General features: G+C 28.5%; 15 protein-coding genes, 1 tRNA gene and 1 pseudogene. 7 read left to right on the top strand and 10 right to left on the bottom strand.

Annotated features, from left to right (window positions below; translation table 11 throughout):
- Positions 1-20: 20 nt before the first annotated feature.
- From EPJ72_RS08495 to EPJ72_RS08485, 3 genes are all read right to left on the bottom strand, one after another.
- Entirely contained in the window at positions 21-956 is a 936-nt protein-coding gene (locus EPJ72_RS08495; protein ID WP_158636890.1) for a DDE-type integrase/transposase/recombinase, read from the bottom strand.
- A 90-nt stretch (positions 957-1,046) separates the two neighbouring features.
- Positions 1,047-1,418: a hypothetical protein gene (locus EPJ72_RS08490; protein WP_147731743.1), complete on the bottom strand. Its 372-nt coding sequence runs from the start codon at positions 1,416-1,418 to the stop codon at positions 1,047-1,049.
- A gap of 20 nt (positions 1,419-1,438) precedes the next feature.
- Positions 1,439-1,690, bottom strand: coding sequence for a C2H2-type zinc finger protein (locus EPJ72_RS08485; RefSeq protein WP_147731742.1), 252 nt, complete (start codon positions 1,688-1,690; stop codon positions 1,439-1,441).
- Positions 1,691-2,073: 383 nt separating this feature from the next.
- Here EPJ72_RS08485 and EPJ72_RS08480 point away from each other — a divergent pair, with 383 nt between their 5' ends.
- The 4 genes from EPJ72_RS08480 (at position 2,074) to EPJ72_RS08465 (ending at position 4,767) form a co-directional block, all read left to right on the top strand.
- Positions 2,074-2,274 carry a transposase gene (locus EPJ72_RS08480; RefSeq protein ID WP_147731741.1) on the top strand — a complete coding sequence of 67 codons (201 nt, stop codon included), beginning with the start codon at positions 2,074-2,076 and terminating at the stop codon, positions 2,272-2,274.
- A gap of 6 nt (positions 2,275-2,280) precedes the next feature.
- Positions 2,281-3,009 carry an integrase core domain-containing protein gene (locus EPJ72_RS13775; protein WP_147731761.1) on the top strand — a complete coding sequence of 243 codons (729 nt, stop codon included), beginning with the start codon at positions 2,281-2,283 and terminating at the stop codon, positions 3,007-3,009.
- A 73-nt stretch (positions 3,010-3,082) separates the two neighbouring features.
- Positions 3,083-3,649 carry a DapH/DapD/GlmU-related protein gene (locus EPJ72_RS08470; RefSeq protein ID WP_147731740.1) on the top strand — a complete coding sequence of 189 codons (567 nt, stop codon included), beginning with the start codon at positions 3,083-3,085 and terminating at the stop codon, positions 3,647-3,649.
- Between the two features lie 23 nt (positions 3,650-3,672).
- A complete protein-coding gene (locus EPJ72_RS08465; protein WP_147731739.1) occupies positions 3,673-4,767 on the top strand; it encodes an alpha/beta hydrolase in 1,095 nt (364 codons plus the stop codon).
- Between the two features lie 257 nt (positions 4,768-5,024).
- Here EPJ72_RS08465 and EPJ72_RS08460 read toward each other — a convergent pair whose 3' ends face one another.
- Positions 5,025-5,918 carry a LysR family transcriptional regulator gene (locus EPJ72_RS08460; RefSeq protein WP_147731738.1) on the bottom strand — a complete coding sequence of 298 codons (894 nt, stop codon included), beginning with the start codon at positions 5,916-5,918 and terminating at the stop codon, positions 5,025-5,027.
- 248 nt (positions 5,919-6,166) lie between these two features.
- On the opposite strand from EPJ72_RS08460, the gene EPJ72_RS08455 reads away from it, so the two are divergent.
- Positions 6,167-7,354, top strand: coding sequence for an MFS transporter (locus EPJ72_RS08455; protein WP_147731737.1), 1,188 nt, complete (start codon positions 6,167-6,169; stop codon positions 7,352-7,354).
- Here EPJ72_RS08455 and EPJ72_RS08450 read toward each other — a convergent pair.
- From EPJ72_RS08450 to EPJ72_RS08430, 5 genes are all read right to left on the bottom strand, one after another.
- On the bottom strand, positions 7,351-7,593 hold the full coding sequence (locus EPJ72_RS08450; protein WP_147731736.1) for a (2Fe-2S)-binding protein: 243 nt from the start codon (positions 7,591-7,593) through the stop codon (positions 7,351-7,353). The two genes, EPJ72_RS08455 and EPJ72_RS08450, sit on opposite strands and share 4 nt — an antisense overlap.
- Positions 7,594-7,661: 68 nt before the next feature.
- A complete protein-coding gene (locus EPJ72_RS08445) occupies positions 7,662-8,600 on the bottom strand; it encodes a UDP-glucuronic acid decarboxylase family protein (RefSeq protein ID WP_147731735.1) in 939 nt (312 codons plus the stop codon).
- 162 nt (positions 8,601-8,762) lie between these two features.
- Entirely contained in the window at positions 8,763-9,650 is an 888-nt protein-coding gene (locus tag EPJ72_RS08440; protein ID WP_147731734.1) for a hypothetical protein, read from the bottom strand.
- A 92-nt stretch (positions 9,651-9,742) separates the two neighbouring features.
- A complete protein-coding gene (locus EPJ72_RS08435; protein ID WP_147731733.1) occupies positions 9,743-10,780 on the bottom strand; it encodes an N-acetylneuraminate synthase family protein in 1,038 nt (345 codons plus the stop codon).
- 96 nt (positions 10,781-10,876) lie between these two features.
- Positions 10,877-10,949, bottom strand: a tRNA-Thr gene (locus tag EPJ72_RS08430).
- Between the two features lie 274 nt (positions 10,950-11,223).
- On the opposite strand from EPJ72_RS08430, the gene EPJ72_RS08425 reads away from it, so the two are divergent.
- Together EPJ72_RS08425 and EPJ72_RS08420 are read left to right on the top strand one after the other, a co-directional pair.
- Positions 11,224-11,844 (top strand): hypothetical protein, encoded by a 621-nt coding sequence (locus EPJ72_RS08425; protein WP_147731732.1) that lies wholly within the window; start codon positions 11,224-11,226, stop codon positions 11,842-11,844.
- Positions 11,845-11,872: 28 nt separating this feature from the next.
- Positions 11,873-13,558 carry a LysM peptidoglycan-binding domain-containing protein gene (locus EPJ72_RS08420; RefSeq protein ID WP_147731731.1) on the top strand — a complete coding sequence of 562 codons (1,686 nt, stop codon included), beginning with the start codon at positions 11,873-11,875 and terminating at the stop codon, positions 13,556-13,558.
- A 226-nt stretch (positions 13,559-13,784) separates the two neighbouring features.
- Here EPJ72_RS08420 and EPJ72_RS08415 read toward each other — a convergent pair.
- Positions 13,785-14,531: pseudogene (locus EPJ72_RS08415) on the bottom strand (restriction endonuclease subunit S); the annotation flags it as partial.
- Positions 14,532-14,662 lie beyond the last annotated feature (131 nt).

The raw sequence follows: 14,662 nt of genomic DNA, 5'->3' as shown, positions 1-14,662 counted from the left end.
AAGTCGCAGTCAAAGATGTGTCATGGAGCCATAGATATTGTACTTTTACTTGCTATAATATTTTTGATTCTTTCTTTGATTGTAATATACAATAACGAAGAAATCAATCTTTGATTGTTATAAAAATGTGTATATTCTTTTAATTTTTCTCTCAATAATTCTACTGTGATATTTTTATTTAATCGTGAATAAAATTCTCTTTCGTCTATGCCGTGTACTCTTTCTACTACGCCGTTATATCTTGGTGTTGCTATAGGAATATATCTCCTCTCTAATTTATTTTTTAAGCAGTATTCATCAAAAATATTTATTTTAGAGGTATTGATACAGCGGTATGTATATTCTATACCATTATCGGTCTGTATAGATTGTATCTTAAAAGGTGAAGTTTTTAAGACATATTTTAAGAAAGATAAAGCACTATAAGGTGTTTTATCCTCATAGATTTGCCTCCAACTATAGCGAGTAGCTAAATCGACAGCAGTGAACTGATAGACTGTTTTTCTGCCTAATTTGATATATTTAGTGTCTATTTGAACTATTTTGCCTTCTTTTTGTATTTTAGAGACAAATTTTCGTTTATCATATCGCTTCTTTTTCTTTTTTGTTTTATATCTCCAAAGATTATTTCTTTTTAGTACATTCTCTATAGCTGTAACACCTATCTTAATGCCTTCACGATTTAAATATGCTTTAATATAATGCTTACCTCGATATTCTTTAGTATAGAGTTTAATAATTAAATTAATAGCTTTTTGGTTATTAAAGATATTTGGGGAAGTTTTTGGTCTAGTGCTAAAATTGGCGACAGTTCCAGTGTCTTTATATTTTTTAAGCCAAGCATAAAAAGTAGATTTGGGTATTTCTTCTATCTTTAAAAATCTTTTAATATTTTTAGTTTCTAATGCTTCATCCACTATAAATAATTTAAATTCTGTGCTATAATCTTTTTTCATAGTAGTATCCTTTATTTATTTTCTATATCAAAATATTATAACAAGGATACTGCTTTTTTTATACTAAAAAATGTCCAATATCTCATACTCCTAAACAGTCGCAGTCAAAGATGATTCTTGACTTTTATAATACATTTCTATATCTGTTTCCTTTACATGATCAATAATTTTTTTATGACAATATTCAAATTTATCTATACAGTCATAAATTAATAGCTCATATATAGCTTCCAAATATGGATTATGTTTTTCTAAATAGTTTTTATTATTATCATCATATATAGCTAAAAATAAATCATTTAAGCCATTTTTTAAATTTATATATACTTTTTTAGGCTCTGTTAGAGATATAATATTATTATCTGATGCATTTCTAATATTATCTATAAATGAATTTAATCTATTGTAAAATATTCTTTGATAGTAAACATTTGTTTTAATTACCATATTATTATTTAACATAAAAAACTCCTATTATTTTATTATAATGTTGGTGCATGTTTGCCCTTATGGAAACCATTCGGATGCTTTGAACAAGTTTGAGAAGTTAATGAACTTAATGAATTAAATGAAGCTCCGCAGTATTTACATAGGTATTTGGTTTTTTCGCTTCCCTCATAAAGTTTATGCTTTCCTTTATGAAAACCACTAGGATGTCTTGAGCATGATTGAGATAATAGAGAAGAAGCATTAGAAAATTTAGCCCCGCAATATTCGCAGTAAAAATTAGCCATAATATTCTCCTTTTACATAATTTTTTTTGCAATGCCAAAAGAAAATGCATTAATATATTTAAGTATTTCCAAAGATTGAAATAATGTTTTATAGTAAAATAAGACGATGCGATGCGATTAAATAACATAATTAAACCTTATACTGCTAATATTATGTTAATAATTATATACTTTTCATATACGTTTGTCAATCTTTCATAGTAATTTTTGTATTTAATTGATAGTTTATTTAAATAAGCAAACTATACCTTTTAGGCATAAAAAGATATAACTCATAAATATTTGTGTTTAGGAGCCATACATATTGCACGTTTTTTAGTTTAAAAAAAGCAGTATCCTTGTTATAATATTTTGAACAGAAAACAAATAAAAAGGATGCTACTATGAAAAAAGATTATAGCACAGAATTTAAATTATTTATAGTGGATGAAGCATTAGAAACTAAAAATATTAAAAGATTTTTAAAGATAGAAGAAATACCCAAATCTACTTTTTATGCTTGGCTTAAAAAATATAAAGACACTGGAACTGTCGCCAATTTTAGCACTAGACCAAAAACTTCCCCAAATATCTTTAATAATTAAAAAGCTATTAATTTAATTATTGAACTCTATACTAAAGAATATCGAGGTAAGCATTATATTAAAGCATATTTAAATCGTGAAGGCATTAAGATAGGTGTTACAGCTATAGAGAATGTACTAAAAAGAAATAATCTTTGGAGATATAAAACAAAAAAGAAAAAGAAGCGATATGATAAACGAAAATTTGTCTCTAAGATAGAAAAAGAAGGCAAAATAGTTCAAATAGACACTAAATATATCAAATTAGGCAGAAAAACAGTTTATCAATTCACTGCTGTAGATTTAGCTACACGTTATAGTTGGAGGCAAATCTATGAGGATAAAACACCTTATAGTGCTTTATCTTTCTTAAAATATGTCTTAAAAACTTCACCTTTTAAGATACAGGCTATACAAACGGACAATGGTATAGAATATACTTATCGCTGTATTAATACTCCTAAAATAAATATTTTTGATGAATACTGCTTAAAAAATAAATTAGAGAGGAGATATATTCCTGTAGCTACACCAAGATACAATGGCGTAGTAGAAAGAGTACACGGTATAGACGAAAGAGAATTTTATTCACGATTAAATAAAAATATAACTGTAGAATTATTAAGAGAAAAATTAAAAGAATATACACATTTTTATAACAATCAAAGATTGATTTCTTCGTTATTGTATATTACAATCAAAGAAAGAATCAAAAATATTATAGCAAGTAAAAGTACAATATCTATGGCTCCATGACAACTCATAAATATTTGATATAATTACTTTTCTCTATAAAATGCAAATAAATTAAAATAAAGGAAGTAACTAAATGAATATTGAAGAGTTTATAAAATACTGCAAAGACGGCAACCCTGTATCAAGCATTGATAAAGAGCTTTCACCATTTTTGCATGAATGTGCACAAAATGCAATAAAAACATGTATGGAAATTAATAATAGTTATCACACTCCAGAAGAGGTAAGAAAATTATTTGAAAAGCTAACAGGAGAAAATATAGATGAAAGCTTTACATGCTTCCCGCCATTTTACAGCGACTTTGGAAGAAACATAAAAATTGGAAAGAATGTGTTTTTTAACTGCGGCTGCTCATTTCAAGACAGAGGGGGAATAACTATAGGAGACAATGTATTTCTTGGAATGAATGTTACTATATCAACTTTAAATCATGGTTTTGATTTAGAACATAGAAGCACAACATATCCGTCAAAAGTAGTTATAGGTAATAATGTTTGGATAGGCTCTGGGGCTAATATACTCGGAGGCATAACTATAGGAGATAACTCAATAATAGCTGCTGGTGCTTTGGTTAATAAAGATGTGCCTTCTAATGTGATAGTTAGAGGAGTGCCTGCTAAAATTATAAAAAATTTATAATAAATAAAATTAAGGAGCGTTAAATGAAAAAAACAATATTAGCAGCAACTTTAATATTAACTTTTTTAATGTCTTGTAATCAATCACAAAATAACCAAAATAATCAATCTAAAGGAGGAGATGAAATGGATACAAGAGTTTTTAAAATTTACACAAATATAGAAATGGAAAAAGTAAGATTTAAAAATCGTTATGGCATAGAAATAGCAGGGGATTTATATTTACCAGAAAATTATACCAATCAAAAAAATCCTGCGATAGTTGTATCTGGACCATTTGGAGCAGTTAAAGAACAGGCTTCAGGATTATATGCTCAAGAGATGGCTGCTTATGGTTTTATTGCTTTAGCATTTGACCCGTCTTTTACAGGTGAGAGCGGAGGCGATGTAAGAAATACTTCTTCACCTGATATATTTACTGAAGATTATAGTGCTGCTGTAGATTATTTAGGTTTGCTTGATTATGTAGATAGAAACCGTATTGGTGCAATAGGTATTTGTGGACTTTCTGGTATGGCTATTACTGCTGCTGGAACTGATACTAGAATAAAAGCTGTAGCAACTCTTTCAATGTATGATATGTCAAGAGATATGAGCAGAGGTCATCAAGATTATTACACACCTGAGCAAAGAAGAATAATAAGAGAATATTTAAGCGAGCAGCGTTGGAAAGATGCAGAAAACAATACTTATGCTTTAGGAAATCATGAACCTACTTTTGATGCTAATAATAATATACAAGCTTCTGCAATGGTTGTACCAAAAGAACTTCCAGAAAATGCTGACCCTGTATTTGCTGCATTCTACAACTATTATGCTAAAAGAGCTTATCATCCTAGAGCTATAAATTTTGTTACTTCTTGGACAGCAACAATGCCTATATCATTTTGGAACTTTCCTTTAATGGCTAATATTAAAGATGTTTCTCCTACTCCTATACTTTTGGTAGCTGGAGAAAATGCTCATTCAAGATACTACTCTGAAGATGTTTATAAAGAAGCGTTAGAGCCAAAAGAATTAGTAATAGTAGAAGATGCTGACCATGTTGATTTATATGACAATATGGAGAAAATTCCTTTTGAAAAATTATCACAATTCTTCAAAGACAATTTGAAATAATTTCAGTCTATTAACATAAAAACCCCCAAGTGTAAATAAATTTTAAAAATTTCATTTTCTCTCCCCACCCTCTAGATTTTATAATTTTATTTTGCATTAGAAATTATTTTATATTTTTTATTTAATTATAATTTAAAGCACCCACCCAAGCGTTTTTTAAATTCGCTGTATTGTACACCGCACGTTTTAACAGTTTTAATTTTAGGACTATATAAAAAATAGAAATGCACTTATATTTTGTAGTTTTTTACCATGCGTTATGAAGTAAATTTATTTTTAAGTACATGAAGAAATATCTTTGATGCCATTGAAAACTCCTGATTCTTCTTCCAAACTATATTAATTCCAGATTCTAATTTCGGCTTTAAAGGTAAAAAACAAATATTTTGATGCTCCATATTATCTATTAACTTATCTAAACATAAAGCATACCCCATACCTTCACCTACCATAATTAATGCATTGTAAATTAGGTTATAGGTTGCTGTTATATTAAGATTGTTAAAAGTGTCAGAAAACCATCTTGAAAAATCATTGTCCTCTATTTCTGTTTCTATTACCTGCCTCGAAATTATTAATGGAATATTTAATAAATCCTTTTTTGTTATATTTTTTTTATTTGAAAGAGGAGAATCTTTTCTCATAGCTAATCCCCAAGTATCTTTTACAGGCATTTTTAAATAATCATATTTAGATAAATCAGCAGGGTCAATTAATAATCCAAAATCAAGTAACCCCTTATCAAGTTTTTCTGTAATGTCTTGAAAATTGCCGCTGTAAATATTGTATTTTATATGCGGATAATCTTTCTGCACATCTTTCATCACAGAAGCAACCAAACTCATAGCCCAAGTCTCCCCTGCACCAATAAATATATCACCCGCTATGACCTTATCAGTAAAATTAAACTCGGCTCTTGTTTTATCTACCATATTTATTATTTCTTCAGCTCTCTTTTTTAATAAAATACCTTCAGGAGTGAGAATTATATTATTATGTTTTCTTTCAAAAAGTTTATGACCTATATCTCTTTCAAGCATATTTATTTGTCTAGATAAATTAGGCTGAGTGAGATTAAGATATTTTGCTGCTTTAGTAATGTTGCCCTCTCTTATGGTTGTTAAAAAATATTTTAATACCCTAATTTCCATAAATTAAGCCTTTTACAAAATAATTTTTTATAATATATTAAGATTATTAATTATATATTTAATTTTAAATAATTAATATTGATAATAAAAAATATTTCTAATTATATGTTATTAAAATAATATAATATTTAAATGAACATGTATTTTTATAAAAAAATCATAGTTATTTAAATAAAAATTTTATTTGCTATATCTTTTTTAAAAATAAAATATATATTATTATATTATTTTATCGAGGTAAAAATAAAATGATATTATTGGTTTATTCAATGCCTTTTTTACTTTATTTATGTTCCAGTATATTTTCAACAGTTTTAGTTATTAATGCATCGGAAATGGGAGCTAATGCCTTTTTTATTTCTCTTTTAGCAGTATTTTATGGCATGGGTATGATGGTTTCTGCCAGCACTTTTTCAAAGTTTAAAATACCAAAAAGAATATATCCTAGATTACTATATATTCAATCTTGTGTGCAGGCAATATTGAGCATGCTTTCTATAATATATTTAAATAATGAATTATCTCTTTTATATTCTTTTTTATATGGTTCAAACACTACTATATTTTTTGTATGTTTTCAATCATTATTAGATAATGTATCAAAAGATTTGCCTGTGAGAATAAGCAGCGGACTTTTTATATTCTCTTGGACTTTGGGTTTATCTGTGGGACCTATAGTTACTGGTATTGTTTATAACTTTAATTCTAGAATTGGATTTTTTATTGTAATAGTTATGAGTGTTTTGATGTTTATATTATTTTATTTATCAAGACATTTACATTTTAAACCTAGACGTAAATGGGAAGAGGCTTTTATGAGAGCTCCAAGATATAAGGTTTATATAGGCTGGCTTATTATATTTGTAGGAGCTTTAGTTCTTCATACATTAAGATTTATGTTCTTAGATTATGGAATGAAAGAAGTTGGACTTTCAAAAGGAAGTGCTACATTTTTGGTTGGAATGTTATCTGGAGTTATGGCCTTTGGGGCACTTTTTTCTGCATTCTATTTTAGAATATTAGAAAAAAAGAGAGTATTCACTATTGTTGGATTGCTTACTCCTATTGCTTTAACTTTACTTTTAATTTCTAATAACTTTTGGGTATTTTTGATATCATTTACATTTTTAGGATTTGTAAGCGGATTTGGATATTTCTTTGGGCTATATTATGCTTTAGCCGATCAAGAGAGAGATAGCTCAAATGTTGCCATAAACGAAGGTTTAACAGGTGCTGCTGCTTTAGTAATACCTTTTATAGTTGGATATTTAGCTTCAAACTTTTCATATTTTATAGCTTTTTTGTTTATGATGATAATTTCTCTAATATGTTATAGTATAGCAATATATTTAATGTGGCAGAGAAAAAGAACATCTCTAATTAAAGAAAAATTTAATAGATTAATAGAAGAAGCAGATAAAAAATATAAAGCTTAAAAGTTTAAAGGAGCATATTCATTTTTTTTAACATATTCTAATAAATGCTCTATTTTTTCTTTACATCCTCCGCAGCCGGTACATGCCTGAGTTTTTTCAGACACACTTTCTACAGTTGTAAGTTTATCTGCTGCTATTGCACTGTAGACCTGCCTATATGATACATTCTTGCAATTGCAAAGTATTTTATCATAATTTATAGATGTTTGACATTTTAAGTCTTCTATATTTAAATCCATAATAGTTTATCCAAACATTTTTTTCTTATTTTAACATTTTTATAATAAAATTCAAGAATATATATGAATTATTTACTTTTTAAATAATTATCAAAATATTCTATTGTCTTTTTTAAGCCTTCTTCTAATTTATAGTTAGGCTGCCAATTAAGTTTTTCTTTAGCCAAACTAATATTAGGCTGCCTTTTTATAGGATCATCTTTAGGAAGTTCTTTAAATATTATTTTTGATTTTGAATTAGTCATTTCTATTATTTTTTTAGCAAATTCTAAAACTGTCATTTCATAAGGATTGCCCAAATTTACAGGTCCAATAAAGTTTTCACTGTTCATCATTTTTATAGTACCATCTATTAAATCATCACAATAGCAAAAACTTCTAGTCTGACTTCCATCTCCATAAACAGTTATATCAATATTTTGTAATGCCTGTATAACAAAGTTTGAAACCACCCTTCCGTCATTTTCATTCATTCTAGGTCCATATGTATTAAATATTCTTATAATTTTTATATCGGTATTGTATTGTCTATGATAATCCATCATTAAAGTTTCAGCACATCTTTTTCCCTCATCATAACAGCTTCTTATACCATTAGGATTTACATGCCCCCAATAGCTCTCTTTCTGCGGATGTTCTAATGGATCTCCATACACTTCACTAGTAGAGGCTTGAAGTATTCTAGCATTGCAATTTCTTGCTAACTCAAGCATATTAAGTATACCAAATACATTAGTTTTAAAAGTATGCAATGGGTTTCTTTGATAATGTATTGGAGAAGCAGGACATGCAAAATTATATATTTCATCGCATTCTATATGTATAGGTTCTGTTATATCATGCCTAATACTTTCAAAGTTTTTATTATCTAATAAATGTTTTATATTTTCTTTTGCACCTGTAAAGAAATTATCTATTGATACAACATAATTTCCTTCTTTTAATAATCTCTCACATAAATGAGAACCTAAAAATCCAGCTCCGCCTGTTACAATTATTCTTTTCATAATATTTTCCCTTAAAAAATTATAATATATGATATATGATATTTCTATATTTTTCAATAAGTCTAAATTAATTTAATTTTATTTAATAAAATCTCATATTAATTTATAAAACATAAAAAAGGAGGCTATATTTTAGCCTCCTTTTTATATTATTGATTTAAATTACTGATTATTTTCAGTTGCTGCCTGATTATTGTCTTCTTCTTTTATTTGTTTTACTTCAAGCGGTATTCCAACAGGAACATCTGTTATATCATTTATATCCTCATAAACCTTATTTTGGAATCTATAATAAATAGGTCTCATTCTATAATTATCAACATAAGAAGCAACAAAATTAATATTTCTCATAGCATACTTTGCATAAAATACAGATAAAGAAGTATCAGCTTGTCTATTAATATAATTTCCATAATACATAGAAGTAAAATCATCTAAAGTTCTTACAAGACTATTATTAAATCCGCCATATTTTAATTTGAATCCATCTAAAGTTCTATTAAATAAAGCTGAAGACATAACATATCCAGGATTGGCATATTCATTATCAGGATTTCTTTGCTTATATTGTTCTAAAGCACCATCTCCTTGATAGCGGGAACTTACTGCAAATAACTCATCATTATGGAAGAAGAATTTATAAACCCATTTAGTATTTTTTCCTGCTAAAGTGCTGTCTTCAGATAAATTTTCTGAAGTTATAGTCATACATTTAAACTCTCCGTCTAATTTATAATTAAAATATAAAAGATTTAAATCTCTCTTAAATAAATCAGACATATCATTAGTAGTAAATTTTATATTAACCCATTTCAAAGTTTGAGGATTATACCAAGCTAAATCAGGATCAGGATATGAAGATATATAAAAAGTACCGCTTACCGCCTGACCTTCTGCTGTTATAAAATTATTAGACATAAGTATTTGATTTACTTCGTCAGGAGATACACCATAAGGCACACTATTGTTAAACATATAAGGTATAGTTTCATATGCATGAAGAGCAATGCTCATAGATATGAACAAAGATATTGCTAGCAATTTTTTCATTTTTTTATTCTCCAACTTTTTTATTATTATACTTTTTTTATTATTATACTATATTGAAGAATTAAATCAAATAAATTATGTTTACTTTATTGCTATTTTTTTAAATCTTTTAAATTTAATGCCGTAAATGATTTCTTATCAATTTTTAATTTTTTACCAACAACTTTATCATAATCTTTAGCAGATATTCCCACACATGGCCTTAAAGTTACTAAATCTTTTTCAGTTATCACTTCATTTTTAAGCATGCTATGATTAAGATATATACCCCTCTTAGCATAAACAAGCTCTTTTTTCTCCTGCTTACTCATTTTTTTATCAGTCTTTAGAGCATCATTTCCGCCAAGCATTTTATTAGTGTCTTTTAATTTAGAAATCATCTCTTTCATAGAATTAGTATCTAAACTTATTATATGGTCGCCTGATTTTTTTTCCGGTGTAATTGTGAAATGTTTCTCTATTATTTTAGCACCAAGACTGTAGGCTATAATAGGAGCATCTATACCTATAGTATGGTCAGAATAGCCTATAATATTTTTTTTGAAGAGTTTATTCATAACAGTTATTCTATTTAATCTAGCATTTTCTAAAGGTGTAGGATATTCCACAGAACAATGAAGCAAAGCTGCCTCATTATTTTTTAAAATTTTTAAAGCATTTTTTATATCTTTATTTGCAGCCAAACCAGTGGAAAGTATTACAGGTTTTTTTGTAGAAGCAACTTTTCTTAGAAGAGGAATATTATCTATATCGCAAGAAGCTATTTTGTATATAGGCACATATTTATTCATATCATCTACAGCCTCAACAGAAAAAGGAGTACTCATTAAAATAATTTTATTTTTATTAGCTTCTTTATATAGAGTTTCATACCACTCTTTTTTTAATACTATATCATCAACATTATCTAATGCATTTTCCGGTATTTTAAGTATTTTAGTATATTCTTTTTGTGCAAATAGAGTTTTTGAAGTAAAGCTTTGAAACTTCACAGCATTAGCTCCAGCCTTAGAGGCTTCTCTAATTAATTTAATAGCATCCTCTATAGAGCCTTCATGATTAGAGCCTGATTCTGCGATTACAAAGAAATTATTTTTTTTGATTAAGTCTTTTAATTTAAGATTTGCCATAACATTATCCCAAGAAGATATTAAAAATATATAAAATAATTATCGAAAAGAAAAACAGATTTATTAATATGAAAAAATTGAGCGTTAAAAAAGATGAGCTGGTGATGGGACTTGAACCCGCAACCGGCTGATTACAAATCAGCTGCTCTGCCAATTGAGCTACACCAGCAAAATGATTTATTTATTATACTATATAATAAATAAAATGCAAGTATTATTTTTAAAACATTTAATATTTTTAATAGTTTATAATCTAATCAATTTTACTTTTTTATTTATAAACTATTTTAATATATAGTAGGTTTTACTATTATTATAATTTTATTGTGTGCATTCTATAATTAAAATAACTTGACTTTTTAATTATTTAAGCGATAATGTTGTTGACATATTATTTTTTGTATTTTTATATATAATTAAAAAACAGGAGGAATTATATTAATATGAGTTTAGAAGGTAAAAAGGCTCTAATAATAGCATTATCTTTCTTTGTAATGTCTTGCGGAGGGCTTCCTACAAAAGATTATGAGAGAGTTACTGCTTTAAGAGAAACTGTAAACAAGTATACTGAAATTAAAACTTTTGCTCAAAATGATTATGATATCGCTGAACAAGGTTATGCAGAGGCTGATATCATTATGAAGGCAGAAAATAAAGAAGAAGCAGAAAAGGCTAAAGAACTTCTTCTCACAGCTGAAACAAATTATAATTTAGTTTTAGATAAAGGTTTACCGCCTTATTCTGAAATACTAAAAAAACAAACTGATGAAAATTATACTAATGCTAGTGAAATAAAAGCTAATGTTATGTATGGTGAAGAGTATGCTCAGGCAGAAGCAATATATAATGAAGCAAACGCTATGTATACTGCTGAAACTAAAGATTACAGAGTATTAGTAGATAAACTTTATACAGCAAAAGAAGCTTATTTAGCTTTATATAATAAAACAAAAGAACAATTTGATAAAAGTGATGAAGCTTTAACTAAAGTAAAAGAGCGTTTAGCTGAACTTGAAGCTATGGTAAAAGAGCTTGAAACTTTAGAGCAAGAGCAACAAAGCTAATTTTTAATTTAAGGAGTATAAAAGAAAAATGAGTACTTTAATAAAAAAAATCGTAGCTTATATAGCTTTAATCTCTTTTAGTTTTAGCGTATTACCTGCTCAAACTTATGATGATGCAGCTAGAATTACTGGAGAAGCCGAAACTTTGCAAAATAATGGAGAATATCAAAAGTCTTATGATAAATCACAAGAGGCTTCTGATTCTATAGATAAAACTACTGTATCATTATTTTATAGATTAATGACTTTAAGAATAGCTAAAGCAAAAAATGATGCAAGCAGCACTATTAACGAAATAGAACAATTAGGTGCTTCTGCTGATAATGAATTTAAAACAAAATATCAAGAGGCTCTTAAATTTTTTGAAGAGGGCAATAATGCTATAAATACACTTCCTCCAGAACCAGAGACTCCTCCTACAGATGAAGAGTTTACTGCTTCTTCAAACACATTTACAACAGTATTTAATTCTTTCAATAATGCTTTAGAGGCTGCTAACAGTGTTAAAGAAGGTTATCTTAATAGAGAAAGAGCAATAGCTTCAAAATCTATTAATGATGCTAGAAACAAATATAAAGCAGAATTAGGTAAAAGTGTAAAAGCAGGCGATGCTAATGATAGAAATATTAATGGTGCTTTAACTAGAGCTGATGCGGCTCTTAGTAATGACAACTTTGCAAGCGTTCAGCAGAATGTATCAGCTGCATTAGCTGGCATTAACAAAGCTATAGCAGATGCTAAAGCAAAAGCAGCGGCTGAAGCTAAAGCAAAGGCTGCTGCTAAGGCAAAGGCGGAGGCAGAGGCTAAAGCAAAGGCTGCCGCTGCTGCTAAAGCAAAGGCTGAAGCAGAAGCTAAAGCGAAAGCAGATGCAATAGCAAAAGCTAAGAAAGACATAGAAGATGCACAAAATAAATATAATAATTTAGTTAATGATGAAGTAATAGCTAAAGGCGATGATAATGATAGAAATGTATCAAAACTTTTAACTGATGCTAATAATGCTTTACAAAACACCCCTAAAACTGCAAGCGATAAAGCTTTAGAAGCTTCTAAAACTATGGATAATATATTAAACACTGCTAATCAGTTGAAAAAAGAAGAAGCTGTTAAAAATTTAGAGCAATTAAAAGCAAGAAGAGACAGACTTATAAGCGAAGGTTATTTGACAAAAGACAGCGAAGAAGAGCAAAATCTATCTAAAACAATTCAGGAAGCTGAAGATGCTCTAAACAATAATGATTATACTTTAGCTAATCAGAAAATGCAGGAAGCTAATTTAGCTATGAATGCTATAGAAGAGAGAGGACCTCTTGACGGACAAGTGATACCGGGAGACATTGGAGGAAATGAAACTGGTCAAATCATTGATGCTGCTACTGGTCAGGAAGTTAATACAGAAGGAAAAGTTACTGTATTGCCTCAATATTATGTTGTTGTAAGAAGAGTACCTCTAACTGATGCTTTATGGAGAATTGCAGGATACAGCTACATATACAATAACCCTATAGAATGGTACAGAATATATGAAGCTAATAGAAATATACTTAGAGATCCTGACAACCCTGATTTAATACTTCCTGGTCAAAGATTAATAATACCTAGTCTTAACGGTGAAGAGAGAAGCGGTCAATATAACCCTGATTTAGAGTATTTAACTTATGATGAGGTTATGCAGTTAAGACAGCAAAATAACACTACTCAAGCACAACAGTAAGAAATAAACTTATAAAATACAAAAGGTCATGCATTTAATATGTATGGCCTTTTTTGTACGAGCTGTACCAATACTCGCCGTAGGGGCTTGCCGCACGGTAATGCTATGCTTTAATTATAACCCTCTACGCGTGCGGTGGTACGAGCTGTACCACCTTGCCGCACGACAATGCTCTGCTTTAATCATAGCACTCTAAACGTGCGGGGGAGTGATTTTTCATTCACAATTATTTATTCTTCTCCTTAAAAGTAAGTAATTTATCTCTATAATACTCGTACTGCTTTTTACGCATCTCAATCTCAGCAGGCAGCCCCCTAGTGATGTCATTACACAAAGCATCAAACTTGTCTAATATGTTTACGATACGTTCCTGCTCCTCCAACGGCGGTACTGGGATTTTTAAATTTCTTACAAAAGATAAATTTGCCATTGTTAATTTGCCATTACCTAAACTTATAAAATCTTTATAATAGGTTGTACATATGTAATAAACAAATGAAGGATTAAGTTTATTAATATCTATTGGATATACACCTGCTATATTTTGATTTATTGCTGCTTCAAATGGAAGAAAAGCAACTTTACCTATTGTAGCACCAACTAATGCAATTAAAGTAGTATCTTTTTTCATTAATTTGGCTGATGATTTTTCTAAACCTGATTCACTAATATAGTTAGTAATCTCATTTACTGTTTTTTGGTTTTCACAAACACCAGAGCCAAGCCATTTTATATTTCCATTTTCCCAATATTCTACTTTAGTCTTTAATGGAGTGCCTCCAGATTGCACATTACAAACTTCTCCTAAAAATTTATATTCTACCTCGTCGTCAAAAGTCAGCAGCTTGTCCCTATAATACTCATACTGCTTTTTTCTTAATTCTAATTCTCTATTTAATAAATCTTGATATTTTGTAAAAGTGTCTAATATACGAACTATCTCCTTTTGTACTTCTATTGGCGGGAGCGGTATTATTAGACTTGTTTCAAAAGTCATTTTTTAACTGATAATTATATATTGATGCTAATATAAAAAATCTTGTATTTAACTTTTGTAAATGATTTCGATATCGAGTAGAAAGTATTTTATATCGTTTGAGAACT

The sequence above is a fragment of the Brachyspira pilosicoli genome, from assembly GCF_008016535.1.
In the GTDB taxonomy this organism is placed as follows: Bacteria; Spirochaetota; Brachyspiria; order Brachyspirales; family Brachyspiraceae; genus Brachyspira; species Brachyspira pilosicoli_A.
Note: the sequence above shows the minus strand (reverse complement) of the source record. Positions and strands in the feature narration are given on the sequence as shown.

Excerpts from the sequence above, each read along its gene's own strand:
- EPJ72_RS08465 (WP_147731739.1), top strand. The coding sequence starts at position 3,673 with ATGAAAAAAACAATATTAGCAGCAACTTTAATATTAACTTTTTTAATG.
- EPJ72_RS08420 (WP_147731731.1), top strand. The coding sequence starts at position 11,873 with ATGAGTACTTTAATAAAAAAAATCGTAGCTTATATAGCTTTAATCTCT.
- EPJ72_RS08440 (WP_147731734.1), bottom strand. The coding sequence starts at position 9,650 with ATGAAAAAATTGCTAGCAATATCTTTGTTCATATCTATGAGCATTGCT.
- EPJ72_RS08450 (WP_147731736.1), bottom strand. The coding sequence starts at position 7,593 with ATGGATTTAAATATAGAAGACTTAAAATGTCAAACATCTATAAATTAT.
- EPJ72_RS08495 (WP_158636890.1), bottom strand. The coding sequence starts at position 956 with ATGAAAAAAGATTATAGCACAGAATTTAAATTATTTATAGTGGATGAA.
- EPJ72_RS08490 (WP_147731743.1), bottom strand. The coding sequence starts at position 1,418 with ATGTTAAATAATAATATGGTAATTAAAACAAATGTTTACTATCAAAGA.
- EPJ72_RS08460 (WP_147731738.1), bottom strand. The coding sequence starts at position 5,918 with ATGGAAATTAGGGTATTAAAATATTTTTTAACAACCATAAGAGAGGGC.
- EPJ72_RS08485 (WP_147731742.1), bottom strand. The coding sequence starts at position 1,690 with ATGGCTAATTTTTACTGCGAATATTGCGGGGCTAAATTTTCTAATGCT.
- EPJ72_RS08455 (WP_147731737.1), top strand. The coding sequence starts at position 6,167 with ATGATATTATTGGTTTATTCAATGCCTTTTTTACTTTATTTATGTTCC.
- EPJ72_RS08480 (WP_147731741.1), top strand. The coding sequence starts at position 2,074 with ATGAAAAAAGATTATAGCACAGAATTTAAATTATTTATAGTGGATGAA.
- EPJ72_RS08470 (WP_147731740.1), top strand. The coding sequence starts at position 3,083 with ATGAATATTGAAGAGTTTATAAAATACTGCAAAGACGGCAACCCTGTA.
- EPJ72_RS08445 (WP_147731735.1), bottom strand. The coding sequence starts at position 8,600 with ATGAAAAGAATAATTGTAACAGGCGGAGCTGGATTTTTAGGTTCTCAT.
- EPJ72_RS08425 (WP_147731732.1), top strand. The coding sequence starts at position 11,224 with ATGAGTTTAGAAGGTAAAAAGGCTCTAATAATAGCATTATCTTTCTTT.
- EPJ72_RS08435 (WP_147731733.1), bottom strand. The coding sequence starts at position 10,780 with ATGGCAAATCTTAAATTAAAAGACTTAATCAAAAAAAATAATTTCTTT.